This window comes from Mesobacterium pallidum, assembly GCF_019966535.1.
GTDB lineage: Bacteria > Pseudomonadota > Alphaproteobacteria > Rhodobacterales > Rhodobacteraceae > Mesobacterium > Mesobacterium pallidum.
The window spans coordinates 118,009-142,779 of sequence record NZ_JAIMID010000001.1; the positions used below are offsets into that span (position 1 = coordinate 118,009).

The window sequence follows — 24,771 nt, forward strand, 5'->3', positions numbered from 1 at the left end:
GGCGGGTCCTTTGCAGTCAGCTCGCACGGGCGTTCGGCAGGCGCGGGGCGGCGTCGATCAGCGTGCGGGTATAGGGGTGTTGCGGGGCCATCAGCACGGTCTCGGTCGGGCCTTCCTCGACGATCCGGCCGGCCTGCATGACCATCACGCGGTCGGTGATCGTCTGCACGACCGAAAGGTCATGCGAGATGAAGAGGTAGCTGAGCCCCTCGCGCGCGGCGAGATCGGCCATCAGGTCGAGGATCTGCGCCCGGACCGACACGTCGAGGGCCGACACCGCCTCGTCAAAGACCACGAGTTCCGGCCGGGTGATCAGCGCGCGGGCGATGGCGATGCGCTGGCGCTGGCCGCCGGAAAACTCGTGGATGTACTTGGTGGCATCGGCGGCGGATAGCCCGACGCTGTCCAGCACCGCGCCGATGCGGGCCTCAAGCGCGCTGCCTGTCGGCGGAACTTCGAGCAGGTGCAGCGGCTCGGCCACCAGCGGACCGACGCGCCAGCGCGGGTTGAACGACCCGTAGGGGTCCTGGAACACCACCTGGATCTTGCGCCGCACGTCGAGGTTGGGCGCATGCCCCGACCAGACCGGCGCGCCGTCCAGCAGGATTTCGCCTTCCTGAACCTCTTCCAGCCCCAGGATCGCGCGGGTGAGAGTGGACTTGCCGCAGCCCGATTCCCCCACCAGCCCGATCCGGTCGCCGCGTTCGAGAGTAAAGCTGACGTCCCTGACCGCCCGGAAATGCTCCTGCGGGGCAAAGAGCTTGCGGCGCGGCAGCGGGTAGTCGCGCGACACGCCTTTCACCTCGAGCAGGGGCGTGCGGGTGTCGGGATGTGGGGGCAGGGTCACGCGGTGGCTCGACGCCTCGAACAGCATCCGCGTGTAGGGGTGGCGCATCTCGGCCAGGACCTGGCTGGTCGGGCCCTGTTCGACCACCTCTCCGTGGCGCATGACAACAATGCGGCTGGCCAGGCCCGAGATGACGGCAAGGTCATGGGTGATGAACAGCAGGCCCATGCCGTAATCGTCCACGAGGCCGCGCAAGAGCTCGAGGATCTGCGCCTGCGTGGTCACGTCCAACGCGGTGGTCGGTTCGTCCGCGATCAGCAGGGCCGGGCGCTGGGCGATGGCCATCGCGATCACGACGCGCTGGCGCTGGCCGCCCGACAGCTCGTGCGGGTAGCGGGTCAGCGGGAACCGCGCTTCGGGCAGGCCGACACGTTCCAGCACCTCGCGGGCGACGCGCAGCGCATCGGCGCGCGAGGACCGGTCGTGGATCATCACCGTCTCGGCCACCTGGTCGCCGATGGACTTGACCGGGTTGAGCGCGGTCATCGGCTCCTGGAAGACCATGCCGACCTGGTTGCCGCGCAGGTGGCACAGGGTGTCCTCGTCTGCGGTCAACATGTCCGTGTCGCCCAGCGCGACGCGCCCCGTGGCCTGCGCCCCGCGTGGCAGCAGCTGCATCACGGTGAAGGCGGTCATCGACTTGCCTGAGCCGCTCTCGCCGATGATGCCGACGATCTCGCCGGGGCCGACGCTGAGCGAGACGTTCTTCAGGATCGCATGGCCGCCGATGGTCAGCGACAGGTCGGAGATCTGCAGAAGGCTCATGCGCGCTCCACCCGGATGCGCGGGTCGAGCATGTCGCGCAGACCATCGCCCATCAGGTTCAGCCCCAGCACGGTCAAAAGGATCGCAAGGCCCGGCACCAGCGCCATGTGCGGCGCGATGGCGACCATGGTCTGCGCATCGGCCAGCATGCGGCCCCAGCTGGGCGTCGGTGGCTGCGCGCCCAGACCGACAAAGCTGAGCGCCGCCTCGACCTGGATGCCGAGGCTGAACTGCACCGTGCCCTGCACGACCATGAGGTTGGCGACATTGGGCAGGATGTGCTCGAAACTGATGCGGGTGGTGCCCTTGCCGGCGACGCGGGCGGCCATGATGAACTCGCGGCTCCAGAGGCTCAGCGCGCCCGAGCGGACGATGCGGGCGAACACGGGGATGTTGAAGATGCCGAAGGCGATGATCGCGTTCGTCGCCGAGGGGCCAAGGACGGCTGTCAGCAGGATCGCCAGCACCAGCAGCGGGAAGGAAAAGATGATGTCGTTGCCGCGCATGATGATCTCGTCCAGCCACGAGCCCTTGCGCGCAGCCGCCGCCAGTCCCAGCGGCACGCCGAGGATCAGCCCGATGGTGACGGCGACCAGCGCCACCGCCAGCGAGGTGCGCGCGCCGACCATGATCATGGAAAAGATGTCGCGCCCGAAATGGTCGGTGCCCAGCCAATGGGTGGCGGAGGGCCCCTGCAGGCGGTCGGGAATGCTTAGCACCGTCACGTCATAGGGTGTCCAGAGGAAGGACAGCAGCGCGGCGGCGGTGAAGACCGAGGTCAGCGCGGCACCGATCAGCAGGCTGCGGGAGATCTTCATGTGCGCAGCCTCAGCCTTGGGTCGATGGCGGCATAGGCCAGGTCGATGACGAAGTTCAGCATGATCACGGTGAAGACCAGCAGCATCACCACGCTTTCGACCACGATCAGGTCGCGCTGGGTGATCGCCTGGAAGATCAGCCGTCCCAGCCCCGGCAGGTAGAACACCTGTTCGATGATGATGGCGCCGGTCAGCAGCACGGCGAATTGCATGCCGATGATGGTCAGCACCGGGATCAGCGCGTTGCGGATGCCGTGGCGCCACAGCGCCTGCCGCGCCGAAAGCCCCTTGGCCCGGGCGGTGCGCATGAAATCCTCGCCCAGCATGTCCAGCAGCGACGACCGCATGACCCGCGTCAGGATCGCCGCCTGCGGCAGCGACAGCGCGATGGCCGGCAGGGTAAGGGCCTTGAGGCTGAGCCAGATGCTTTCGTCCCAGCCCGGAAAGCCGCCCGCCGGAAACCAGCGCAGGCGGATGGCGAAGAGCAGCACCAGCATCATCGCGAACCAGAACCCGGGGATCGCCACGCCCAGCTGCGTCGCACCCATCACCGTCACATCCGCCGCCCGCCCGCGCCGCGCGGCGGCAAAGATGCCGGCCGGAAAGGCGATCAGGATTGACAGCAGCAGCGCGTAGACCGCCAGCGGCAGCGACACCCAAAGCCGGTCCGCCACCATCTGCGCCACCGGCGCGCGATAGGTATACGAGGTGCCGAAATCGCCGGTCACCATGCCGCCGATCCAGCTGAAATACCGCGCGACCTTGGTCTGGTCGAGGCCCAGTTCTGCCCGCAGCGCGGCCACCGTGTCGGGCTGCGCGTTCATGCCCATCATGAAACTGGCCACGTCGCCGGGCGCCACCTCGATGATCGAGAAGATCAGAAGGGACGCGACGATCAGGCTGATTGCCAGCGATAACAGGCGTTTGAGGGTATAGCGCAGCATGGGGCGACGTTAGGGGCGGGCGCGGGGGGCGTCCAGTGCCCAAATGGCCCGGACGCCGATGCCGAAACCGCAACAATGCCGGCCCTGTGCGCGATTGTTGCCAATATGGCGCTTTTGCCACGAAATGTCCGCATTCCCGCCCAAGATCGGGACCGAAAATTCGTAAAAAATGATCCAAATTCGGCGGTTCTTGGCGACCCCCGGATCGGTTGTGTGTCGCTTGCGTCGGTAAAGGTGTTCCGTGTCCTACGAGTCTGAATCTGAAGACGAGATGATCCTGCGGGTTCTGGAACGCACGGCGCGTGCAGCAGAAGCCGCGGCAGAGGACCGGGCCGAGGCCGCCGCGAGACCGGCGCCGCGTCGCCGCCGTGCCGCGCCGGACCTTCCGGTGCCAGAGGACGACCGCGCCCGGCGGGCCGCGCGTCGGCCTGCGCAGGACGAACGCCGCGCCCCGCGCGATCCGGCGGCCCCGCGCAAGGTCCGCGTTCTGCCCGGTTTCTGCGGCAAGGCCCGGGTGATGACCACCTTCGGCGCGCTGCCCATCGAGGCGCTGCGCAAGCGGGACGAGCTGCGCACCTCGACCGGCCGGCCGATGCGGGTCATGGCCATCGACAAGATCCTCTTGGACACCGATTTCCTGTCCCATCACCCCGAGGCCGCGCCGATCCGCGTGCGCGCCGGTTCGCTGGGCCGCGGCCTGCCGCAGCGCGACATCGTCATGTCTCCGCGCCAGAAGATCGTGCCCACGACCATCGCCAGCGCCTCGAGCGCCAAGACCGTCGAGGACATGCGTGGCCTGCCGGGGATCCTGCCCATGCCGCCCGACCAGACGGTCTACTACCGCTTTCACGTGGGCGAGCCGGCCATGGTCCAGGTCGAGGGCATGTGGATGCTGATCGAGCCTTGAGCCCAGGGTGGCCCATCGGCCACCACGCGCCGTGATCCCCCCGCGCCGGGCTTGAAACCCGCGCCGCGCGGTGCCATCTGGGGCCGTGTGAGGACGACCTCCCCATTCTGGACATTGGCCCGGGACGACCCGGCACCGACCCCGAGGTCACCTTGCCATGCGCAGCCCGCTCGACCGTCTTCGCCACGCGCTGAGTTTCGAGATCATCGCCCTCCTGATCGCCGTCCCGCTGGGGGCGGCGCTGTTCCACATGCCCGTCCACGACATCGGCGTGGTGGGCGTGGTCAGCGCGACCCTCGCGACGCTGTGGAACCTTGCCTACAACGCCCTCTTCGACCGGGTACTGCGGCGCCTCACGGGCACGACCGCCAAGACCCCCCGCCAGCGCATCGTCCACGCAGTGCTGTTCGAGGTCGGGCTGCTGGTGGTCCTGTTGCCCTTCATGGCCTGGTACCTCGGCATCTCGGTCTGGCAGGCGCTGGTCATGGATCTCGGGTTTGCCGCCTTCTACATGGGCTACGCGCTGGTCTTCAACTGGGCCTACGACCGGATGTTCCCGCTGCCCGAATGGCAGGGGCGCCCGGCCACCGACTGACCCCGGTCGCGCCGAAGGCGCGCCCGACCGCCGCGCGCGGAAACGGCATCAGGGCAAGGGCGGCTTGTCGCGCCAGGAACCGGGCGCGATCCTCGGGCGGATGGCGTCGGGGCGTATGTCGCCAACGGTCTGAAGGCGAGCGCGCAGGTCCAGCGTCACCGCATGGCCCTTGCCTGCCGAGTGGGAGGGCAAGTTGCCCGACCAGGCGGGCGCCAGACACGGGCCGATCCGCCGCGACCCTGCACCACGCCTGACCGGCGCGTTGCCTGATACCAGGCGTCCCTCGCCAAGCCCAGGCCGCGCCTCGTCACGCGGTGGACCACGAAAAAGGGCGCGCCCGGCCGGACGCGCCCCCTGTCTTCACGCGGGAACGATCACTCGCCCCAGGCGACCCCGGTCATGTCCACCGCCTGCGTCGGCGCGTTCTGCCACAGGCCGGTGATCCCGGCCTTGGCGACCGTGTGCAGCGGCAGCTGGAACAGGTAGCCGTTGACGTAATCGTCGGCGATGATCTGCTGCGCCTCGGCCAGCATCTCGGTCCGCATGGCGGGGTCCGAGGTGGTGCCAAGCTTCGCGATCAGCTCCTGGAAGGCCGGATTGTCGTACTGGAAGTAGTAATCCGGCCGGGCATAGATGCCGATGTCGAAAGGTTCGGTATGGCTGACGATGGTCAGGCCGAAATCCTTGCCGTTGAACACCTGCTCAAGCCATTGCGCCCATTCGAGGTTGCTGATCTCGGTCTCGATCCCCACGGCGCGCAGCTGGGCCGCGATGATTTCGCCGCCGCGGCGGGCGTAGCTGGGCGGCGGCAGCTTGAGCGTGGTGGTGAAGCCGTCGGGAAAGCCCGCCTCGGCCAGCAGCGACTTGGCCAGCTCGGGGTCGTAGTTCGACTGCGCGGTCAGGTCGACATAGGCCGGGTTGTGCGGCGCGAAATGCGTGCCGATGGGCGTGCCGTAGCCGAACATCGCGCCGTCGATGATTTCCTGGCGGTTGATCGCATGGGCCAGCGCCTCGCGCACCTTGACGTTGTCGAAGGGCGGCATCTTGTTGTTGGTCGACAGGATCGTCTCGCCCTCGGTCGAGCCGATCAGCACCTGGAAGCGGGGATCGGCCTCGAACTGCGGCAGGTTCTCCGGCGCAGGGAAGGCGGTGAAGACGTCCACATCCTCGGCCATCACGGACGCAAAGGCCGCTGTCGGGTCCGAGATGAACTTGAACGTCACGGAATCGAGGCTGGCGGGCGTGCCCCAGTAGTCGGCGTTCTTCGACAGCTCGATCCGGTCGCCCTGCACCCATTCGTCGAACTTGAAGGCGCCGGTGCCGATCGGCATGGCCTTGATGTTCTCGATGCTCTCGGGCGCGACAATGACGGCATCGCCCCAGGCCATGTTGAACAGGAAATTACCGTCCGGGGCCGACAGCGTCACCTTGACGGTGGTCGGGTCCACCACCTCGACGCTCTCGATGCCGGCGAACAGCGGCTTCTGCGCGTTCTGGCTGTCATCGGCGCGGGCACGGTCGAGGCTGAACTTGACGTCTTCGGCATCCATCGTCGTGCCGTCGTGGAAGGTCACGCCGCTCCGCAGCTTGAAGGTGTAGACGGTGCCGTCCTCGGAAATCTCCCAGCTTTCCGCGAGACCCGGCACGACCGAGCCGTCGCCCATGAAGCGGGTCAGCCCCTCGAACACGTTGGAATAAAGCACCGAGTCGATGGCGCCGGCGGCGGCGCTGGTCGGGTCGAGGTGCGGCGGCTCGAGCTGCATGGCGACGGTCATGTCACCGGCTGCATGGGCGGCAAAGCCGAAGGCGGACAGGATCGCGGTGGCGCCAAGCAGCGCGGCGCGGCGGGGGGTAACGTACATCTCGTGTCTCCCTGAGTCTGGCGCATCTGGTGTGCGCATCCCGGGCATGATTGCCAGACCGCGCCGGAAACGCCAGCCTTTTTCCATCGCGCGGCGCGGCCTACCACGGAATCGCGAGGCGCGGCGCCGGGCCGACGGGGATCGGGCCAAGCCGCGTGCGGCCGCCGGCAAAGGCGATCGGCAGGTCCAACTTGTCGGGCGTGCCCGAAAGCCGGGCGATCAACGTCAACGCCTCTTCGGCCAGGTCCGGAAGCTCGGGCGGCAGCCCGTCCCAGGCGCGGGCGAGGTCCAGCATCTCGCGCCAGTTGGTGAGGCGCAGCGTGATCTCTCCCTCCGCAAGGCCCTTGGCGTCGAGGGTCAGGTTGCCGGCGGCGTGCAGCTCCATCGCGCCCCAGCGCAGCTGGGCCAGCCGCAGGTCCAGCGCGGTCGGCTGTGGCCGGGTGCCAGCCAGCGCGGCGGCATCGAGCGGGGCGTCGAAGGTCACGTGCAGATCGGCGCGCAGATCGTTGACCAGGTCGGGGATCTGCAACCGCTGCCGGATCGCCTGAGGCAGGGCCGGTCGGTAGCCGCCCAGGTCCAGCGCCACGCGGTAGCGCGTGCCCTCCGTATGATCGACGGCCAGCGCGACCTCGGCCACCTGCGTCTCGGCCTCGGGCGCGCGGAGGATCCAGTCGCGCCCCTCGACCCGCAACCGTTCCAGCGGCAGCGCCTGCGGGTCCGTGGTGACGAAACTGCCGCGGAACAGGGCATGGCTCAGCTCGGTCGAGGTGAATTCGGTCGTCAGCCGCTGCGGCCCGCGCAGGGCAAAGATCTGGTGGCGTGCATCATAGCTGAGGCCCAGCACCTGCAATTCCTCGGCCGTCCAGGCGAGGCCGCTGTGCGGATCGGCCAGCGTCGGCGCCAGAATCGAGGTGTCCAGCCGGTTCGGAAACCCGCCCACCGACAGGTCGGCGTACTCGGCCACCCAGCCCTCGGCCGCGCGGGCCTCGAACCAATCGGCGAAAGCCGCCTTTCGCTGCAGGCTGGCCCAGGTCCAGAACCCGGACCACCCAAGGGCCGCGACAAGGACCAGGACAAGCAGACGTTTCATGGCGGACCCCTTTCCAAGCGGCGGCCGCTCTGTTTTAACGCCCGTGACAGGCACTTGCCAGAGCGGGACCATGTGGGTTTTCGGTTACGGATCATTGTTGTGGAACCCCGGCTTCGAGGTGGCCGAGGCGGCGCTGGCGCGGCTGCCCGGCTGGCACCGCAGCTTTTGCATGCGCTCGATCCACCACCGCGGCACGCCTGAGGACCCGGGGCTGGTGCTGGCGCTCGACGCCCGCGACGGTGCGACCTGCCAGGGGCTGGCGCTGCGGGTGCGGCCGGGAGACGAGGACGCGACCCTCGCCTACCTGCGCGAACGCGAGCTGGTCAGTTCGGCCTATCTCGAGACCACGCAGCGGCTCGAGCTGGCCGATGGCCGGCAGGTGACGGCGCTGGCCTACGTGATCGACCCGGACCATGTGCAATATTGCGACCTGCCGCTGGCCGAACAGGCGCGGATCATCGCCACCGCCGTCGGCGGGCGCGGGCCCAACATCGAATACCTGCACAACACCGCGCGCCACCTGCACGAGCTGGGCATCGCCGATGCCGAGCTGGACTGGCTTTGCGCCGAAACCGACCGGCTGGCGGGGGTGTGAGGGTGGTGTTCACCGTTTGGCGACCCAAATCGTGCCAGACTGCGGCAGATCGGGCGCGGATGCTGAAAAAGGCGGCAATTCCCTTGGCTTGCCGCGGCGCAACATCTAACCTGCCCCAAGCGAAACACTGCGGAAAGCGCATCTAGATGGACCAGCATGAGCTCGAGGCCGAGCTGCATTTCAGCCAGCCCTACCGGCAGGTCTTCCTGATGCTGATCGTGCTGGGCTGCGTGGGGGCGGGGTTGTTCATCCTGCTGCCGCGCGTGCTGCCCGTCTTCATCTCGAGCCCCTGGCTGAACGGGTTCATCCTTGCCGTCTTCGTGATCGGCGTGGTGGCCTGTTTCTGGCAGGTGGCGCAGCTGGTCTATTCCGTCCGCTGGATCGAGAATTTCGTCTACAACCGCGCCGCCACCTCGACGGCCAGCGCGCCGCGCCTGCTGGCACCGCTGGCCACGCTGCTGCGCTCGCACGGGACGCGGATGCAGATCGCGGCCTCGTCGCAGCGGTCGATCCTGGATTCTGTCGCCACCCGCATCGACGAGGCGCGTGAAATCACGCGCTACATCGTCAACCTGCTGATCTTCCTCGGTCTTCTGGGCACGTTCTACGGCCTTGCCACCTCGGTCCCCGAGATCGTGAACACCATCGGGAACCTGTCGCCCAAGGCGGGCGAGACCGGGCAGGACGTCTTTGCCCGGTTGCAAGAGGGGCTGCAGGCCCAGATGGGCGGCATGGGCATCGCCTTCGGCTCGTCGCTGCTGGGGCTGGCCGGATCGCTCGTCGTCGGGCTGCTCGAACTCTTCGCCGGTCATGGCCAAAACCGGTTCTACCGCGAGCTCGAGGAATGGCTGTCCTCCATCACCCGCATCGGCTTTGCCAGCAGCGAAAGCGACGGTCTGGGCGAAGGCAACGCGGTCGTCGCCGTGCTCGACCACATGGCCGAGCAGATGGAGGGGCTGCGCGACATCTTTGCCCAAAGCGAAGCGGGCCGGTCCGAAGTCGATCAACGGCTGGGGCAGCTGGCGGATTCCATCGAACGCATGACCACCCGAATGGAGACGCAGGGCGTCGCCACCACGGCCCTCGTCCGCGTGGCCGAGGGGCAGGAACGCCTGCTCGAGGCGCTGGAGCACCGCGAAACCTCCGAGGGGCTGGATGCCGAAAGCCGCATGCGCCTGCGCTCAATCGACGTGCAGCTCTTGCGGATCCTCGAGGAAATGAGCGCCGGCCGGCAGGAAAGCATGGCCGAGCTGCGCACCGACCTTTCGGCCATCGGCCGGGCGCTGGCCAGCGGCCCCCGCATGGGCCCGCGCCAGAACCAGGGGCAGGGCGGCGGCCAGGGCGGCGGCCCCCGGCAAGGCGGCGGTGGTGGCGGTGGCGGCGGCGCAGGTGGCAAGGGCCGTGGCCCACAGGCGCCGGTCCAGGGCAAGGGCTGACCCATGGCCCTGTCTCGCCGCACCGGACAACGCTTCCAGGGCTCGATCTGGCCCGGCTTCGTCGACGCGATGACCGGCCTGCTGCTGGTGCTGATGTTCGTGCTGACCATCTTCATGGTCGTGCAATTCGTGCTGCGCGAGACGATCACCGGCCAGGAAAGCCGCCTCAATTCGCTGACCGACGAAGTCGCGGCCCTGTCCGAGGCGCTGGGCCTCGAACGCCAGCGCACGACCGAGCTGCGCGGCGAGGTCGGGCAGCTGTCGGCCACCCTGTCCGATGAACGGAACGAGGCGGCGGCGCTGATCGCCTCGCTGCAATCCCGGGTCGACGAACGCGAGGGGCAACTGGCCGCCGCCCGGTCCCGCATCGACAGTTTCGAGGAGCAGGTCGCGTCGCTGATCGCCGACCGTGCGGCGCGCGACGACACGATCGCCGGCCTGCGCGCCACCCAGGCCGAGCTGGAAGCGGCCCGCGACGACCTCGTGTCGCGCGAAGAGGCGCTGCAACTGGCGCTGGCCTCGGCGCGGACGGAAATCGACGACCAGGCCGAGGCCGCGCGCCTCGCCGCCGCCCGCCGCGAAGCGCTCGAGGCGCTGGTCGCCGACCTGCGCCGCGAGAACGACGAGGGCACCGCGCTGACCGAGGCGCAGGCCGAGGAACTGGCCGCCCTGCGCGCCCAGGCGGCCGAGTTGAACCAGACCCTGACCGAGGAAGAGGCCGCGCGCCTTGCAGAGGTCGCCGCGGCCGAGGCCCTGCGCGAACGGCTGCGCAACGCCAGCGCAGAGCTGACCTCGATGACCCTCTCGCTCGAGGCGGAACGCCGCCGCGCCGAGGAAACGCTGACCCTGCTGGCCGCCGCCCGCAACGTCGAAGACGACCTGAACCAGCGCCTTGCCGCGGCCCTTCTGGACCGGACCGAGGCCGACCAGCGCATCGCCGTCCTGCAGGGTCAGGCCGGTGCGGCCGAGGAGCGGATCGCCGCGCTCGAGGCCGACCTGGCCGCCGCCCGCACCGCTCAGGACGCCGCCGAAGAGCGGCTGCTGCAACTCCAGGCCTCGCTGCAGGCAAGCACCTCGGCCCAGGCCGATGCCGCCGGGCTGGTCGCGGCCCTGCGGTCCGAGCTCGACACCCTGCGCGCCGCCCGCGACGCGGCCGAGGCGCGGGCCCAGAACCTGCAGGCCGCCCTGGCCGAGGCGCGGCAGGTCTCGGACGAACGGGCGTCGTCGCTGGGCTCGATGGAGGCACGGCTGGCCGAAGCGCTGGCCCGGATCACCGAGCGCGAGGCGGCCGTCACCGCCGCCGCCGCCGCTCGCGACAGCGCGGCCGGGGAACTGGCCGGCCTGCGCGAGGAAAACGCCGCCCTGCGCGCCGATCTCGAGGACGCCCGGGCCGCCGGAACGAGCCAGACCGAGGACATCGCGGCCCTGCGCACGCAGCTGTCGGAGATCGAGGCGCAGCTGGCCGCCGAACGCACCAATTCCGAGGCCCTGCGCGCCCAGCTTGAAGGCACCGAGCAAACGCTCGAGGAACGCCTCTCGGCCGCGCTGGTGCGCAACGAACGCGACACCGCCCGCATCGCCGCGCTCGAGGATCGGCTGGCCGAGACGCAGACCGCCTTGGCCCGGGCCGAGGCCGCCGCGGCCGAGCGGGCCGAGGATGGCCGCACGCTGGAGCAGCAGCTCGCCGCGGCGCTGGCCGCCAAGCTTGCGACCGAACAGGACGAACAGGCCGTGCGCGACCAGCTGGTTGCCGCCCTCGCCGCGCAGCAGGCCGCCGAGGCCGAGGCCGAAACCCTGCGCACGGCTGCCGCCGACCGCACCGACCTTTTGGCGACCGCCCAGGCCGAGCTGCGTGAAGAAGAGCAGCTGAGCGCCGCGGCGCAACGCCAGGCGGAGCTGCTGAACCAGCAGATCGCGGAATTGCGCCGCCAGCTCGGCTCGCTCCAGGCGCTGCTCGACAATGCCGAGGCCGAACAGGTCGCCAGCCAGGTGCAGTTGCAGAACCTCGGGTCGCGGCTGAACACTGCGCTGGCACGGGTCGCCGCCGAGGAACGCCGCACCCGCGAGCTGGAAGAGGCCGAGCGCCGGCGGCTCGAGGCCGAGGCCGAGCGCCTGGCGGCCGAGGCACAGGACCTCGAGCGCTACCGCTCGGAATTCTTCGGCCGCATGCGCGAGCTGCTGGGAACTCGCGACGGGGTGCGGATCGTCGGCGACCGCTTCGTCTTTTCCTCCGAGGTGCTGTTCGACCCGGGCTCCGCCGACCTCTCGGCGGCGGGCCGGGCGCAGATCGCCCCGATCGCCCAGATGCTGCGCGACGTGGGCTCGGACATCCCCGAAGGCATCGACTGGGTGTTGCAGGTCAATGGCCACACTGACGACGTGCCGCTGTCGGGCCAGGGCGAATACCGCGACAACTGGGAGCTCAGCCAGGCCCGCGCCCTGTCGGTGGTGCGCTACATGACCGATTTCCTCGGCTTCCCGCCGGCCCGGCTGGCGGCAAACGGCTTTGGCCAGTACCAGCCCATCGCCGAGGGAACGAGCGCCGAGGCCCGCGCCGCCAACCGGCGGATCGAGCTGAAGTTCACCGAGAAGTAAGGCGCGCGACGCACCGCCACCGGGAGCAGGTCGCACGGCGCGCCGTCAGGCACCGGTCGCGCCGCGCGCCACCAGGCGCTTGTTGCGTCGCGCGCCATCAGGCGCGACGACGCCCTAGTCCGTGATGTCCAGGTCCGCATGGCGCACGGCCACGACGGAGTCGCCCCGGGTCATGGTGATGACCCCGCGATAGAGCCCCGGCGCCCAGCCGCCCGCCGGCGCCTTGGCCCCGAGCGCGCGGTAGAGCAGGCGTTGCGGGCTGTCTAACTTGGTCTCTGCCTCTGACACCAGCCCGTCCGGGCCCATGATCTCCAGCTCCAGCCTGTCGCCATCCTCGGCATCGAAGACAAGGCCGTAAAGCGCGATCATCTCCTGCCCGGGGGCGGCCTCGGTGATCCGCGCCGATCCGCTCCGCACCCCCGTGAAATCCGGCATCCCGGCCGAGAACCCGGCGGTGAACAGCCCGCCCGTCACGTAATCCGGCGCGTTCTGCCACAGCCCGCCGCCGCCCAGCCCGCAGGTGTCGCGCGCCTCGGGCGAGAAGGGGTCGACCACGCGCCCCTCGTGCATCACTTGCAGGTGGGCATGGGGGTAATTGGTGAGCCCGCTCATGCCGACAAGGCCCAGCATCTGGCCGCGTTCGACCCGCTGGCCGTTGCGCACGGCAATCGAGCCCTGCTTCATGTGGCAATAGAGCGTTTCCCAGCCGTCCCCGTGCGACACGGCAACCGCATTGCCGCATTCCTGGCCGCGGATCGCCTCGCGCGTTTCGGCGGTCACGGGCTGGTCGGCCATGCCGTCCCGGGTCGCCCGCACCACCCCGGGGGCCGAGGCGATGACGGCCACGCCGTCCTCCATCATCTGGTGGGTGAGCAGCGCGAAATCCGTTCCGTGGTGGTCATCGCGCGATTTCGGACCGCAGGTGTAGTCGCGCTGCCCGTCCGACGGGTCGGCATCGACGTAATCCTCGATGAAGCAATCCGTGCCCGGCGTGCAGGTCAGCGGCAGCGTCAGCAGCGGATCGGCGGCCAGCGCGGGCGAGGCGGCGAAGGCGACGAAAAACGCCTGCCGGATCGCTCCGGCAGGCGTTGTCTTGAGCCTGAAAGACATCAGTCCGCGGTCAGCAGCGGCGGCTTCTTGCTGGTAAGGCGCGGACTGTCGGGCCCTTCCATCGTCAGCTTGATGTCGCCATCCTTGACGGTGACCTTGACCAACCCGCCCTTCATGAGTTTGCCGAACAGCAGCTCTTCGGCCAGCGGCTTCTTGATGTATTCTTGGATCACGCGGCCCAGCGGGCGCGCGCCCATCTTGTCGTCGTAGCCCTTGTCGGCCAGCCATTCGGCCGCCGGGCGGCTCAGCTCGATGCTGACGCCGCGGTCCATGAGCTGTGCCTCGAGCTGGAGCACGAACTTCTCGACCACCTGGAGGATGACCTCCTTGGGCAGCGGCGCGAAGCTGATGACGGCGTCCAGACGGTTGCGGAATTCCGGCGTGAAGGTCCGCTCGATCGCGGCCGTATCCTCGCCCTCGCGGCGGTCGCGGCCAAAGCCGATGGCCGCCTTGGCCTGTTCCGCCGCACCCGCGTTCGAGGTCATGATCAGGATCACGTTGCGGAAATCCACCGACCGGCCGTTGTGGTCGGTCAGCGTGCCGTGGTCCATCACCTGCAGCAGGATGTTGAACACGTCCGGATGCGCCTTCTCGATCTCGTCGAGCAGCAGCACGCAATGCGGGTGCTGGTCGACGCCATCGGTCAGCATGCCGCCTTGGTCAAACCCGACGTAGCCCGGAGGCGCGCCGATCAGGCGCGAGACCGCGTGCTTCTCCATGTACTCGGACATGTCGAAGCGCAGCATCTCGACGCCGAGCGAATCGGCAAGCTGCTTGGCCACCTCGGTCTTGCCGACGCCGGTCGGACCCGCGAACAGGTAGTTCCCGATCGGCTTGTCGGGCTCGCGCAGGCCGGCGCGGGCCAGCTTGATGGCGCTCGCCAATGCCTCGATCGCCTTGTCCTGGCCGAAGACGACGCGCTTGAGGGTCGGTTCGAGATCCTTCAGCACCTCGGCATCGTCCTTGCTGACGTTCTTGGGCGGGATGCGGGCGATCTTGGCCACCACGGCCTCGATCTCCTTGGTGCCGATGGTCTTGCGGCGCTTGCTTTCCGCGACCAGGTGCTGGGCGGCCCCGGCCTCGTCGATGACGTCGATGGCCTTGTCCGGCAGCTTGCGGTCGGTGATGTAGCGCGCCGACAGTTCCACGGCCGTGCGGATCGCGTCGGCGGTGTACTTGATCGAGTGGTGTTCCTCGAAATAGGGCTTGAGGCCCTTGAGGATCTTGACCGTGTCCTCGACCGAGGGCTCCGTCACGTCGATCTTCTGGAACCGGCGGGACAGCGCGCGGTCCTTTTCGAAATGCTGGCGGAATTCCTTGTAGGTGGTCGAGCCCATGCAGCGCAGCTTGCCGCCCTGCAGCGCGGGTTTGAGCAGGTTGGACGCATCCATCGCGCCGCCCGAGGTTGCCCCGGCGCCGATCACGGTGTGGATCTCGTCGATGAAGAGCACCGCGTCGGGATGTTCCTCGAGCTCGGTGACGACGGCCTTCAGCCGCTCCTCGAAATCGCCGCGGTAGCGGGTGCCGGCCAGCAGCGCGCCCATGTCGAGCGAGAAGATGGTCGTCTTGGACAGCACCGCCGGGGTTTCGCCGGCGACGATCTTGCGCGCCAGCCCTTCCGCGATCGCGGTCTTGCCAACGCCCGGATCGCCCACCAGCAGCGGGTTGTTCTTGCGGCGGCGGCACAGCACCTGGATGCAGCGCTCGACCTCGTGGTCGCGGCCGATCAGGGGGTCGACGTCACCAAGCCGGGCCTTTTCGTTGAGGTCCACGCAATATTTGCCCAAGGCGCTTTCCTTCTGTTCGCCCTGCGGGGCGGAAGACGTGGTTTCCTCGCGGTCGCTGTCGGTGGCGCCGGACACGGGGCGGCTTTCGCCGTAGGCCGGGTCCTTGGCGACGCCATGGGCGATATAATTCACCGCGTCGTAGCGGGTCATGTCCTGTTCTTGCAGGAAGTAGGCGGCGTTGGATTCGCGTTCGGCGAAGATGGCGACCAGCACGTTGGCGCCGGTCACTTCGGTCCGGCCCGAGGACTGGACATGGATCGCCGCGCGCTGGATCACGCGCTGGAAGGCTGCGGTCGGCACAGCTTCGGACCCTTCGATGTCGGTCACGAGGTTCGACAGGTCGTCGTCCACGTATTCGACGAGCGTCTGGCGCAGCTCTTCGGTGTCGACATTGCAAGCCTTCATCACGCGCGCGGCATCGGGTTCGTCGATGAGCGCCAGCAGGAGATGCTCCAGCGTCGCGAATTCATGCGAGCGGGAGTTCGCCAGCGCCAGCGCTGCGTGGATTGCCTGTTCGAGCGTGTTCGAGAATGAAGGCACGTGGTGCTCCTCTGGTTCTGGCTTGTCCAGGACGCGGACGCCCGTCTTCAAGCATGGCCTTATAAGGTTAAAGTTTGGTCGTTCCCGGCCATCCTTCAAGGTTTTTTTCTGAATTGCCGATCACATTTCTCGCGACTGCGGCAACAACTGACGCTTTGCGCGTCAGAACGCGTCCTTCCGGGCGCGGATTTCGGCGAAGACCTCGGCATCGGTCGCCTCCGGCATCCCGAGGCGCGCGCGGATCGCGGCATCATGGGGCCGAAGAAAGGGATTTGTGGCCAGTTCCTCCGAAAGCAAGACCTGGGCGGTCGATTTTCCGGCCGCGCGGGCCTCTTCGATGGCTTTCGCCCGGGCCTGGAGGGCCGGGTTGTCGGGGTCGATGGTCAGGGCAAAGCGCGCGTTCGAGGCGGTATATTCATGGCCCGAGTAGACCATCGTGTCGCCGGGCAGGGCGGCGAGCTTGCTCAGGCTCTCCCACATCATCTCGGGCGTGCCTTCGAAGACCCGGCCGCAGCCAAGCGCCATCAGGCTGTCGGCGGTGAAGACCGCCTTGGCGTTGGGGAAGTGGAAGGCCATGTGCCCCAGCGTGTGGCCGGGCACGTCGATCGAAACGGTCAACGCGTCGCCGGTGCCGCCCTGCATGCCGTCGGTCAGCCCGAGGTCGATCGGCGGCAGCTTGGCCTTTTCGGCCTCGGGGCCCATGACCTCGGATCCGTACCTGGCGCGCAGTTCCTCCACGCCGCCCACATGGTCGTGGTGATGATGGGTGATCAGGATGCTGCCCAGCCCCCAGCCGCGCGCCTCGAGCGCGTCGATGATCGGGGCGGCCTCGGGCGCGTCGATGAGGCAGACGCCGTCGGGGCCCTTGACCAGGTATGCGTAATTGTCGCGCAGGCAGGGGATGGTGACGATGTCCAGGGGCATGGCGTTTCCTCGGGGTGATGCTAGTCTGAGGGTCAGAGTGACGGAAAGGCCGGCCCCCTGCAATGCACCAGGACGTCCAGGACCTGCGCAATTTCTACTACCGCTCTGCGCTTGGACGCGCAGCGCAGAAGGTCGTGCGCGCGCAGCTCATGCACATGTGGCCCGAGGCCAAGGGGCTGTCGGTCTGCGGCTATGGCTTCGCGCTGCCGATCCTGCGGCCCTACCTGCGCGATGCCCGCCGGGTGGTCGCATTGATGCCGGGGCCGCAGGGGGTGATGCCCTGGCCGGCGGGGATGCCGAATGTCTCGGTGCTGTGCGAAGAGGTGATGTGGCCGCTCGAGACGGGCCATGTCGACCGGCTGGTTCTGATGCACGGGCTCGAGACCTCGGACCACGCGGCGCTGCTGCTGGACGAGGCGGCGCGGGTGCTGGGGCCGGGCGGCAAGCTGATGGTGATCGTGCCGAACCGCGCCGGGCTCTGGTCGCGGTCGGAAAAGACGCCCTTCGGACATGGTCGGCCCTATTCCTCGGGGCAGCTGGAATCGCTGCTGGGGCGGCACGGGTTCATCACCGAGCAGCATGCGACCGTGCTGTACCAGCCGCCCTCGCAGCGGCGGTTCTGGCTGCGCATGGGCGGGGTGATGGAAAAGGCGGGCCGCGCCCTGCCGGTGCTGGCGGGCGGCGTGCTGATGGTCGAGGCGGCCAAGCGCGTGCAGGCGCCGACGGGGCCGGGGGAGCGGATCCGGGCGCGCCCCTTGCGCGTGCTCGAGGGGCTGTCCCCCGAGCCCAAGCCCAAGCCGGTCTGAGGGGGCGGCGGACGACACGCGTGCGGCCCCGGGCCCGACATCGCCCCGCCCACCGCCGTTTGGCCCGCCGTTCCCTGCGGTGGCGCAGGGAAAAAGAGCGCGTTAGCGCCATCGGATTGCGCAGGAATCGCGCATGAGGGCCGGCAAAATGCAGGTTTCAAGGCCGCAAACAGGGCGCAATCGGTCGCAGTTTTGCCAAGTGCCTCAATATTAACGATTTTGCCGCAGGTGCAAAATGGACCAAGCCTGTTGCCGGTTTGAAACCTGTCTGCTACACCCGCGCCGGATTAACGGTCTCGTGACCACGCGGGACCCCGACACGCCCTTGAAGTACCTGCTCCCTTCTCCTCGGGGGCAAGGGCGGATGGGGCCAGAACAGCGGAAGGGTGGACGTGTCAGAACCTGCTTCGATCTCCTCCGGCATCGCCGCGCGCTACGCCCAGGCGGTCTTCGAGATAGCCAAGGGCAACAACAAGGTCGGTGAGCTGGAAGCCAGCGTCGACGACCTTTCGGCCGCCCTGGCCGACAGCGCGGACCTGCGGGACCTCATCTCATCTCCGGTCTACAGCCGTGACAGCCAGCAGGCTGCCATCCTGGCCGTGGCCGACAAGATGAAGCTGCGCCCGGTCATGCGGAACGCGCTGGGCCTGATGGCCCAGAAGCGCCGCCTGTTCGTGCTGCCGCAACTGCTCGAGCAGCTGCGCGCCAAGATTGCCGAGGACAAGGGCGAAGTGACGGCCGAGGTTGCCTCGGCCACCGCGCTGTCCAAGTCCCAGTCCGATGCGCTTGCGGCGACCCTGTCGCAAAGCGTCGGAAAGACCGTCAAGATCAAAGCGACCGTCGATGAAACGCTCATCGGTGGTCTTGTCGTCAAGGTGGGCTCGCGGATGATCGACACGTCGATCCGTGCGAAGCTCAATTCCCTCCAGAATGCTATGAAAGAGGTCGGATAAATGGGTATCCAAGCAGCCGAGATTTCGGCGATCCTTAAGGAGCAGATCAAGAACTTTGGCCAGGAAGCCGAAGTCGCCGAAGTGGGCCGCGTGCTCAGCGTCGGTGACGGGATCGCCCGTGTCCATGGTCTCGACAACGTCCAGGCCGGTGAAATGGTCGAGTTCCCGGGCGGGATCCGGGGCATGGCCCTGAACCTCGAGAGCGACAACGTCGGTATCGTGATCTTCGGCTCGGACCGGGACATCAAGGAAGGTGACGTCGTCAAGCGCACCAACTCGATCGTGGACGTGCCCGCCGGTGACGCGCTGCTTGGCCGCGTGGTCGACGGCCTTGGCAACCCGCTGGACGGCAAGGGCCCGATCGAAACCACCGAGCGTCGCATCGCCGACGTGAAGGCCCCGGGCATCATCCCCCGCAAATCGGTGCACGAGCCGATGGCGACCGGCCTCAAGGCCGTGGACTCGATGATCCCGATCGGCCGTGGCCAGCGCGAGCTGATCATCGGCGACCGCCAGACCGGCAAGACCGCCGTGGCGCTCGACGCGATCCTGAACCAGAAGTCCTACAACGAAGCCGCCGGCGATGACGAGAGCAAGAAGCTCTACTGCATCTACGTGGCCATCGGCCAGAAGCGCTCGACCGTGGCGCAGCTGGTGAAGAAACTGGAAGAATCCGGCGCCATCGACTACTCGATCGTCGTCGCCGCGACCGCCTCCGACCCGGCCCCGATGCAGTTCCTGGCACCCTATGCCGCGACCGCCATGGCCGAGTATTTCCGCGACAACGGCCGCCACGCCCTCATCATCTACGATGACCTCAGCAAGCAGGCCGTGGCCTACCGCCAGATGTCGCTGCTGCTGCGCCGCCCGCCGGGCCGCGAAGCCTACCCGGGCGACGTGTTCTACCTCCACTCCCGCCTGCTGGAGCGGTCGGCGAAGCTGAACGAGGACAATGGCGGCGGCTCGCTGACGGCTCTGCCGATCATCGAGACGCAAGGCGGCGACGTGTCGGCGTTCATTCCGACCAACGTGATCTCGATCACCGACGGCCAGATCTTCCTGGAAACCGAACTGTTCTACCAGGGTGTCCGCCCGGCCGTGAACACCGGTCTGTCGGTGTCGCGCGTGGGCTCCTCGGCCCAGACCAAGGCCATGTCCTCGGTCGCCGGCCCGGTGAAACTGTCGCTCGCCCAGTACCGCGAGATGGCGGCCTTTGCCCAGTTCGGCTCCGACCTCGACGCCGCGACCCAGCGCCTGCTGAACCGCGGTGCCCGCCTGACCGAGCTGATGAAGCAGCCGCAGTACTCGCCGCTGACCAACGCGGAAATCGTCTGCGTCATCTTCGCTGGCACCAACGGGTATCTCGACAAGATCGCCGTCAACCAGGTTGGCCGCTTCGAGTCCGGCATGCTGAACCACCTGCGGTCCAAGCATGCCGACCTGCTCAAGGACATCACCGAGAACGATCGCAAGGTGAAGGACGAGCTGGCCGACAAGATCAAGGCTGCCCTGGACGAATTCGCCGCCGATTTCGCCTGAGGCTAGCCGGGAAGGAGACCTGGTATGCCCAGTCTTAAGGACCTGAAAATCCGGATCGATTCGATCAAGTCGACCCGGAAGATCACCAAGGCCATGCAGATGGTGGCCGCCGCGAAACTGCGGCGGGCACAGGATGCAGCCGAGCAGGCGCGCCCCTATACCGAGCGGTTCAATGCCGTGATGGGGGCGCTGGCCGCATCGGTCGGCGACAGCGACAGCGCGCCCCTGCTTCTGCGGGGGACGGGCAAGTCCGACGTGCACCTGCTGGTCGTCTTGACGGCCGAGCGGGGTCTTTGCGGTGGTTTCAACTCGAACATCGTCAAGAAGGCGCGCGTGGACATTGCCCGGCTCAAGGCCGAGGGAAAGACCGTCAAGATCCTGACGGTCGGCAAGAAGGGCCGCGAGCAGCTCAAGCGTGACAACGCCGACCTGTTCGTGGGCCATGTCGACCTGAGCGATGTCAAGAAGCTTGGCTATGCCAATGCCCAGGACATCGCACGGGACATCCTCGGCCGTTTCGACGCGGGCGAATTCGATGTCGCGACGATCTACTACGCGCAGTTCCAGTCGGTGATCAGCCAGATCCCGACGGCCCAGCAGATCATCCCGGCCGCGTTCGACGCGCCCGAGGAGGGTGCCGAAGCATCGACGCTGTACGACTACGAGCCGGACGAAGAGGCGATCCTCGCCGACCTTCTGCCGCGCGGCGTGGCCACGCAGATCTTTGCCGCCCTGCTGGAAAACGGTGCCTCGGAACAGGGCGCCCGGATGTCGGCGATGGACAACGCGACGCGCAACGCCGGTGACATGATCGACAGGCTCACCATCGAATACAACCGTTCGCGTCAGGCCGTCATCACGAACGAACTGATCGAAATCATCTCGGGCGCCGAGGCGCTCTAAAGAACCCGGAGACGAAACATGGCAAACGCTAAAGGCAAGGTCACCCAGGTGATTGGCGCCGTGGTCGACGTGCAGTTCGGCGACCACCTGCCGGAAATCCTCAACGCGCTGACCACCGACAACAACGGCAAGAAGCTGGTGCTGGAAGTGTCTCAGCACCTCGGCGAAAGCACCGTTCGCTGCATCGCGATGGACGCGACCGAAGGTCTGGTCCGCGGCCAGGAAGTGACCGACACCGGCGCCCCGATCTCGGTGCCCGTGGGCAACGCGACCCTCGGCCGCATCCTGAACGTCGTGGGTGAGCCGGTGGACGAAGGCGCGCCGCTGAACGCGACCGAATTCCGCCCGATCCACGCCGAGGCCCCGACCTTCGACCAGCAGTCGACCGCGTCGGAAATCCTCGTCACCGGCATCAAGGTGATCGACCTGCTGGCGCCCTATTCGAAGGGCGGCAAGATCGGCCTCTTCGGCGGTGCCGGCGTGGGCAAGACCGTTCTGATCATGGAACTGATCAACAACATCGCAAAGGTGCACTCGGGTTACTCCGTGTTCGCCGGCGTGGGCGAGCGGACCCGTGAAGGGAACGACCTTTACCACGAGATGATCGAATCCAACGTGATCAAGCCGGACAACCTCGAGGAATCGCAAGTGGCCCTGGTCTACGGTCAGATGAACGAGCCTCCGGGTGCCCGTGCCCGCGTCGCCCTGACCGGCCTGACCCTGGCCGAGCAGTTCCGCGACCAGTCCGGCACCGACGTTCTGTTCTTCGTCGACAACATCTTCCGCTTCACACAGGCCGGCTCCGAAGTGTCCGCCCTGCTGGGCCGGATCCCCTCGGCCGTGGGCTACCAGCCGACGCTGGCCACGGACATGGGCGCGATGCAGGAACGCATCACCTCGACAAAGAACGGCTCGATCACCTCGATCCAGGCCGTGTACGTGCCCGCGGACGACCTCACCGACCCCGCACCGGCCACGACCTTCGCCCACCTCGACGCAACGACCGTTCTGTCGCGCGCCATCTCGGAACTCGGCATCTACCCCGCCGTGGACCCGCTCGACAGCTCGTCGCGCCTGATGGACCCGCAGATCGTCGGCGAAGAGCATTACCAGGTTGCCCGTGACGTGCAGGGTATCCTCCAGCGCTACAAGTCGCTGCAGGACATCATCGCGATCCTCGGCATGGACGAACTGTCGGAAGAGGACAAGCTGACCGTGGCCCGCGCCCGGAAGATCCAGCGTTTCCTCAGCCAGCCGTTCGACGTGGCAAAGGTCTTCACCGGCTCGGACGGTGTCCAGGTTCCGCTGGAAGACACGATCTCGTCGTTCAAGGCAGTCGTGGCCGGCGAATACGACCACCTGCCCGAGGCAGCCTTCTACATGGTCGGCGGCATCGACGAAGTGAAAGCCAAGGCCGAGAAACTGGCCGCGGAAGCAGCGTAATCGGGCCTACCTTGCCCGCCGGCCCTCGGGCGCGGCGGGCAGGCGGCTCCGACAAGGAGACGACACATGGCTGATGCAATGCAGTTCGACCTGGTGAGCCCGGAGCGGCGTCTTGCCTCGCTCGAGGCGACCTCGGTCCGCGTGCCCGGCATGGCTGGCGACATGACCGTCATGGCCGGCCATGCGCCGACCATCACGACCCTGCGCCCCGGTGTCCTCGTCGTCGAGGGGACCTCGGGCACCCAGGAATACGTCGTGACCGGCGGCTTCGCCGAGATCGGCGCGGGCCTGACCGTTCTGGCGGAAAAGGCACTGCCCCGCGAGGACGTGACCCAGGCGGAATTCGACGCGATGGTCGCCGATGCCCGCGCGGCCCATGCCAGCGCGAAGGAAACCTTCGTGAACGAGCCGGGCCCGGTGGATGACGCGGCCAAGCTTCTGGCCGACATGGTCGCCGTGGGCGATCACATCGGTCTTTCGCCGAGCAACTGATCCCGTGCCGGGGCTTTGGCCCGGCCGCAGGGAAGACACGCAAAGGCCCTGCCGGATCCGGCGGGGCCTTTCGTTTTGCGCGGGCGCTGGCTAAACCAAGGCCGGAAGGCAATGCGAGGACCCCATGAAGCACGTCAGAGGCCATCGCCTGGGCATCGACCAGGGCACCGTCAACCTGTTCTCGGACTTCGCCACCGATGGCGACATGTGGACGGGCGAGGGCAAGCGCGAGCGCCGTCAATGGGTGGATTTTTCTGAGCGGTACGCAAACCCGCCGGTGGTGCAGGTGGCCTTGCAGCTCTGGGACATGGATGCGGAAACCAACGTGCGCGCCGATATCGGCGCCGAGGACGTGACGGAGAAAGGTTTTGCCCTGTTCTTCCGCACCTGGGGCGACAGCCGCGTCGCCCGCGTGCGCATGTCCTGGATCGCTATTGGCGAGGTGAAGAACACCGACGATTGGGATATCGACCTGTAGGGCAGGGCGCCACGGTAACGTGGAGCGACCAGGGCAGCGCCGACACGCGGGGTGGCGCCCAAGCGCCGCCCCGGGGGGGCGGGTCGGCGCTGCCCGGCTTGCGGCCGGGCAGGACTTCAATTTGAAGTTGGACTTGGTATCCGTAGCTTGCGGGCCGTATCTGCCTTCAGCATTCCGTCAAAAAGAAACGCGCCCGACCAAAGCCGAGCGCGCCATGTTCATTGGTGCGGCATGAAAGCCCCAGCCTCACCGCCGGAACTGGCCCTCGTAGATCGGCTCCAGCGTCTCAGTCTCGAAAAGCGAGCTCACCGAATGCCCCGACCAGATGTTCAGGATCGCCTGGGCGAACAGCGGCGCAGTCGGCAGGATGCGGATGTTCGGGCAGTCCTTGACCGCGTCGGTCGCCTGGATCGAATCCGTGATGACCAGCGACTTCATCACCGACTTGGTGATCCGCTCGACCGCCGGGCCCGACAGCACCCCGTGCGAGATGTAGGAGTGCACTTCGGTCGCGCCATATTCCATCAGCAGTTCGGCAGCCTTGCACAGCGTCCCGGCCGTGTCGCAGATGTCGTCGACGATGATGCACTTCTTGCCCTTCACCTCGCCGATCACGGTCATCTCGGCGATTTCGCCCGGCTTCTCGCGCCGCTTGTCGACGATCGACAGCGGGGCGTTGATCCGCTTGGCCAGCTCGCGCGCGCGGGCCACGCCGCCCACGTCGGGCGACACGACCATGATGTCCTCCATCGCCCCGGCGAACTGTTCCTTGATGTCCAGCGCGAAGATCGGCGAGGCATAGAGGTTGTCCACGGGGATGTCGAAGAAGCCCTGGATCTGCGCGGCGTGCAGGTCCATGGTCAGGATCCGCTCGATCCCCGAGGTGACCATCATGTTCGCCACCAGCTTGGCGCTGATCGGCGTGCGGGCCTTAGTGCGGCGGTCCTGGCGGGCATAGCCGAAATAGGGGATCACGGCGGTGGTGCGATGGGCCGAGGACCGGCGCATCGCGTCGGACATGATCAGCAACTCCATCAGGTTGTCGTTCGCCGGGTTCGAGGTCGGCTGGATGATGAACATGTCCTCGCCGCGGACGTTCTCGTAGACCTCGATAAAGATCTCGGCATCGTTGAACCGCTCGACCCGGGCATCGACCAGCCCGACGTTGACGCCGCGGTGCATGGACATGCGGCGGGCGATGGCTTCGGCAAGCGGACGGTTGGCATTGCCCGAAATGAGTTTCGGTTCGGTGCGTTCAGGCATGGGGCAGGGTTCCAGGCTGGCGTCGAAATGACAGATTCGTGACGTTGCAGACCCCTTAGCACGCACGTACCCTGCGGCA

Annotated in this window: 21 protein-coding genes; 12 read left to right on the forward strand and 9 right to left on the reverse strand. The window is 67.6% G+C overall.

The window, feature by feature from the left end:
* Positions 1-16 precede the first annotated feature (16 nt).
* From MF270_RS00485 to MF270_RS00495, 3 genes are read right to left on the reverse strand one after another with little or no spacing between them, the layout of a single operon-like run.
* Positions 17-1,612, reverse strand: coding sequence for an ABC transporter ATP-binding protein (locus MF270_RS00485; protein ID WP_238363887.1), 1,596 nt, complete (start codon positions 1,610-1,612; stop codon positions 17-19).
* Positions 1,609-2,424 carry an ABC transporter permease gene (locus MF270_RS00490; protein WP_238364319.1) on the reverse strand — a complete coding sequence of 272 codons (816 nt, stop codon included), beginning with the start codon at positions 2,422-2,424 and terminating at the stop codon, positions 1,609-1,611. Before MF270_RS00490 ends, MF270_RS00485 begins: the two co-directional genes overlap by 4 nt.
* 2 nt (positions 2,425-2,426) lie before the next feature.
* Positions 2,427-3,374, reverse strand: a complete 948-nt coding sequence (locus MF270_RS00495; RefSeq protein ID WP_238363888.1) for an ABC transporter permease — start codon at positions 3,372-3,374, stop codon at positions 2,427-2,429.
* Between the two features lie 271 nt (positions 3,375-3,645).
* On the opposite strand from MF270_RS00495, the gene MF270_RS00500 reads away from it, so the two are divergent.
* The gene (locus MF270_RS00500) at positions 3,646-4,281 is read left to right on the forward strand and encodes a Hint domain-containing protein (RefSeq protein ID WP_238363889.1); all 636 of its coding nucleotides are present in this window, start codon (positions 3,646-3,648) and stop codon (positions 4,279-4,281) included.
* 157 nt (positions 4,282-4,438) lie between these two features.
* Positions 4,439-4,876, forward strand: coding sequence for a PACE efflux transporter (locus tag MF270_RS00505; protein WP_238363890.1), 438 nt, complete (start codon positions 4,439-4,441; stop codon positions 4,874-4,876).
* Between the two features lie 374 nt (positions 4,877-5,250).
* Here MF270_RS00505 and MF270_RS00510 read toward each other — a convergent pair whose 3' ends face one another.
* Both MF270_RS00510 and MF270_RS00515 read right to left on the reverse strand, forming a co-directional pair.
* The gene (locus tag MF270_RS00510; RefSeq protein WP_418887849.1) at positions 5,251-6,738 is read right to left on the reverse strand and encodes an ABC transporter substrate-binding protein; all 1,488 of its coding nucleotides are present in this window, start codon (positions 6,736-6,738) and stop codon (positions 5,251-5,253) included.
* Between the two features lie 100 nt (positions 6,739-6,838).
* The gene (locus MF270_RS00515) at positions 6,839-7,828 is read right to left on the reverse strand and encodes a DUF2125 domain-containing protein (RefSeq protein ID WP_238363891.1); all 990 of its coding nucleotides are present in this window, start codon (positions 7,826-7,828) and stop codon (positions 6,839-6,841) included.
* Positions 7,829-7,898: 70 nt separating this feature from the next.
* Between MF270_RS00515 and MF270_RS00520 the strand changes: the two genes are divergently transcribed.
* From MF270_RS00520 to MF270_RS00530, 3 genes are all read left to right on the forward strand, one after another.
* Positions 7,899-8,423 (forward strand): gamma-glutamylcyclotransferase, encoded by a 525-nt coding sequence (locus tag MF270_RS00520; RefSeq protein ID WP_238363892.1) that lies wholly within the window; start codon positions 7,899-7,901, stop codon positions 8,421-8,423.
* Between the two features lie 146 nt (positions 8,424-8,569).
* Entirely contained in the window at positions 8,570-9,859 is a 1,290-nt protein-coding gene (locus MF270_RS00525; RefSeq protein WP_238363893.1) for a biopolymer transporter ExbB, read from the forward strand.
* A 3-nt stretch (positions 9,860-9,862) separates the two neighbouring features.
* Positions 9,863-12,454 carry a peptidoglycan -binding protein gene (locus MF270_RS00530; RefSeq protein ID WP_238363894.1) on the forward strand — a complete coding sequence of 864 codons (2,592 nt, stop codon included), beginning with the start codon at positions 9,863-9,865 and terminating at the stop codon, positions 12,452-12,454.
* Positions 12,455-12,568: 114 nt separating this feature from the next.
* Here the strand turns inward: MF270_RS00530 and MF270_RS00535 are convergent, their stop codons facing one another.
* The 3 genes from MF270_RS00535 to gloB form a co-directional block, all read right to left on the reverse strand.
* A complete protein-coding gene (locus MF270_RS00535; protein ID WP_238363895.1) occupies positions 12,569-13,564 on the reverse strand; it encodes a M23 family metallopeptidase in 996 nt (331 codons plus the stop codon).
* Complete coding sequence (clpA, locus tag MF270_RS00540) at positions 13,564-15,891, reverse strand: ATP-dependent Clp protease ATP-binding subunit ClpA (RefSeq protein ID WP_238363896.1); 2,328 nt, start codon at positions 15,889-15,891, stop codon at positions 13,564-13,566. The genes MF270_RS00535 and clpA overlap by 1 nt, the downstream gene beginning before the upstream one ends.
* Before the next feature lie 162 nt (positions 15,892-16,053).
* On the reverse strand, positions 16,054-16,815 hold the full coding sequence (gene gloB, locus MF270_RS00545; RefSeq protein ID WP_238363897.1) for a hydroxyacylglutathione hydrolase: 762 nt from the start codon (positions 16,813-16,815) through the stop codon (positions 16,054-16,056).
* A 62-nt stretch (positions 16,816-16,877) separates the two neighbouring features.
* Here gloB and MF270_RS00550 point away from each other — a divergent pair, with 62 nt between their 5' ends.
* The 7 genes from MF270_RS00550 (at position 16,878) to MF270_RS00580 (ending at position 23,429) form a co-directional block, all read left to right on the forward strand.
* Positions 16,878-17,621 (forward strand): methyltransferase domain-containing protein, encoded by a 744-nt coding sequence (locus MF270_RS00550; protein ID WP_238363898.1) that lies wholly within the window; start codon positions 16,878-16,880, stop codon positions 17,619-17,621.
* 386 nt (positions 17,622-18,007) lie between these two features.
* Positions 18,008-18,574, forward strand: coding sequence for a F0F1 ATP synthase subunit delta (locus MF270_RS00555; RefSeq protein WP_238363899.1), 567 nt, complete (start codon positions 18,008-18,010; stop codon positions 18,572-18,574).
* On the forward strand, positions 18,575-20,113 hold the full coding sequence (atpA, locus tag MF270_RS00560) for a F0F1 ATP synthase subunit alpha (protein ID WP_238363900.1): 1,539 nt from the start codon (positions 18,575-18,577) through the stop codon (positions 20,111-20,113).
* A 24-nt stretch (positions 20,114-20,137) separates the two neighbouring features.
* Complete coding sequence (locus MF270_RS00565; RefSeq protein ID WP_238363901.1) at positions 20,138-21,016, forward strand: F0F1 ATP synthase subunit gamma; 879 nt, start codon at positions 20,138-20,140, stop codon at positions 21,014-21,016.
* 18 nt (positions 21,017-21,034) lie between these two features.
* Positions 21,035-22,459, forward strand: coding sequence for a F0F1 ATP synthase subunit beta (gene atpD, locus MF270_RS00570; RefSeq protein WP_238363902.1), 1,425 nt, complete (start codon positions 21,035-21,037; stop codon positions 22,457-22,459).
* Between the two features lie 66 nt (positions 22,460-22,525).
* Positions 22,526-22,951: a F0F1 ATP synthase subunit epsilon gene (locus MF270_RS00575; RefSeq protein ID WP_238363903.1), complete on the forward strand. Its 426-nt coding sequence runs from the start codon at positions 22,526-22,528 to the stop codon at positions 22,949-22,951.
* A 124-nt stretch (positions 22,952-23,075) separates the two neighbouring features.
* Positions 23,076-23,429: an H-type lectin domain-containing protein gene (locus MF270_RS00580; RefSeq protein ID WP_238363904.1), complete on the forward strand. Its 354-nt coding sequence runs from the start codon at positions 23,076-23,078 to the stop codon at positions 23,427-23,429.
* Between the two features lie 246 nt (positions 23,430-23,675).
* Here MF270_RS00580 and MF270_RS00585 read toward each other — a convergent pair whose 3' ends face one another.
* Positions 23,676-24,692: a ribose-phosphate pyrophosphokinase gene (locus tag MF270_RS00585; protein WP_238363905.1), complete on the reverse strand. Its 1,017-nt coding sequence runs from the start codon at positions 24,690-24,692 to the stop codon at positions 23,676-23,678.
* Positions 24,693-24,771 lie beyond the last annotated feature (79 nt).

Excerpts from the sequence above, each read along its gene's own strand:
- MF270_RS00515 (WP_238363891.1), bottom strand. The coding sequence starts at position 7,828 with ATGAAACGTCTGCTTGTCCTGGTCCTTGTCGCGGCCCTTGGGTGGTCC.
- MF270_RS00565 (WP_238363901.1), top strand. The coding sequence starts at position 20,138 with ATGCCCAGTCTTAAGGACCTGAAAATCCGGATCGATTCGATCAAGTCG.
- MF270_RS00580 (WP_238363904.1), top strand. The coding sequence starts at position 23,076 with ATGAAGCACGTCAGAGGCCATCGCCTGGGCATCGACCAGGGCACCGTC.
- atpD (WP_238363902.1), top strand. The coding sequence starts at position 21,035 with ATGGCAAACGCTAAAGGCAAGGTCACCCAGGTGATTGGCGCCGTGGTC.
- atpA (WP_238363900.1), top strand. The coding sequence starts at position 18,575 with ATGGGTATCCAAGCAGCCGAGATTTCGGCGATCCTTAAGGAGCAGATC.
- MF270_RS00530 (WP_238363894.1), top strand. The coding sequence starts at position 9,863 with ATGGCCCTGTCTCGCCGCACCGGACAACGCTTCCAGGGCTCGATCTGG.
- MF270_RS00510 (WP_418887849.1), bottom strand. The coding sequence starts at position 6,738 with ATGTACGTTACCCCCCGCCGCGCCGCGCTGCTTGGCGCCACCGCGATC.
- MF270_RS00500 (WP_238363889.1), top strand. The coding sequence starts at position 3,646 with ATGATCCTGCGGGTTCTGGAACGCACGGCGCGTGCAGCAGAAGCCGCG.
- gloB (WP_238363897.1), bottom strand. The coding sequence starts at position 16,815 with ATGCCCCTGGACATCGTCACCATCCCCTGCCTGCGCGACAATTACGCA.
- MF270_RS00520 (WP_238363892.1), top strand. The coding sequence starts at position 7,899 with ATGTGGGTTTTCGGTTACGGATCATTGTTGTGGAACCCCGGCTTCGAG.
- MF270_RS00575 (WP_238363903.1), top strand. The coding sequence starts at position 22,526 with ATGGCTGATGCAATGCAGTTCGACCTGGTGAGCCCGGAGCGGCGTCTT.
- MF270_RS00550 (WP_238363898.1), top strand. The coding sequence starts at position 16,878 with ATGCACCAGGACGTCCAGGACCTGCGCAATTTCTACTACCGCTCTGCG.
- MF270_RS00505 (WP_238363890.1), top strand. The coding sequence starts at position 4,439 with ATGCGCAGCCCGCTCGACCGTCTTCGCCACGCGCTGAGTTTCGAGATC.
- MF270_RS00485 (WP_238363887.1), bottom strand. The coding sequence starts at position 1,612 with ATGAGCCTTCTGCAGATCTCCGACCTGTCGCTGACCATCGGCGGCCAT.
- MF270_RS00535 (WP_238363895.1), bottom strand. The coding sequence starts at position 13,564 with ATGTCTTTCAGGCTCAAGACAACGCCTGCCGGAGCGATCCGGCAGGCG.
- MF270_RS00585 (WP_238363905.1), bottom strand. The coding sequence starts at position 24,692 with ATGCCTGAACGCACCGAACCGAAACTCATTTCGGGCAATGCCAACCGT.
- MF270_RS00495 (WP_238363888.1), bottom strand. The coding sequence starts at position 3,374 with ATGCTGCGCTATACCCTCAAACGCCTGTTATCGCTGGCAATCAGCCTG.
- MF270_RS00525 (WP_238363893.1), top strand. The coding sequence starts at position 8,570 with ATGGACCAGCATGAGCTCGAGGCCGAGCTGCATTTCAGCCAGCCCTAC.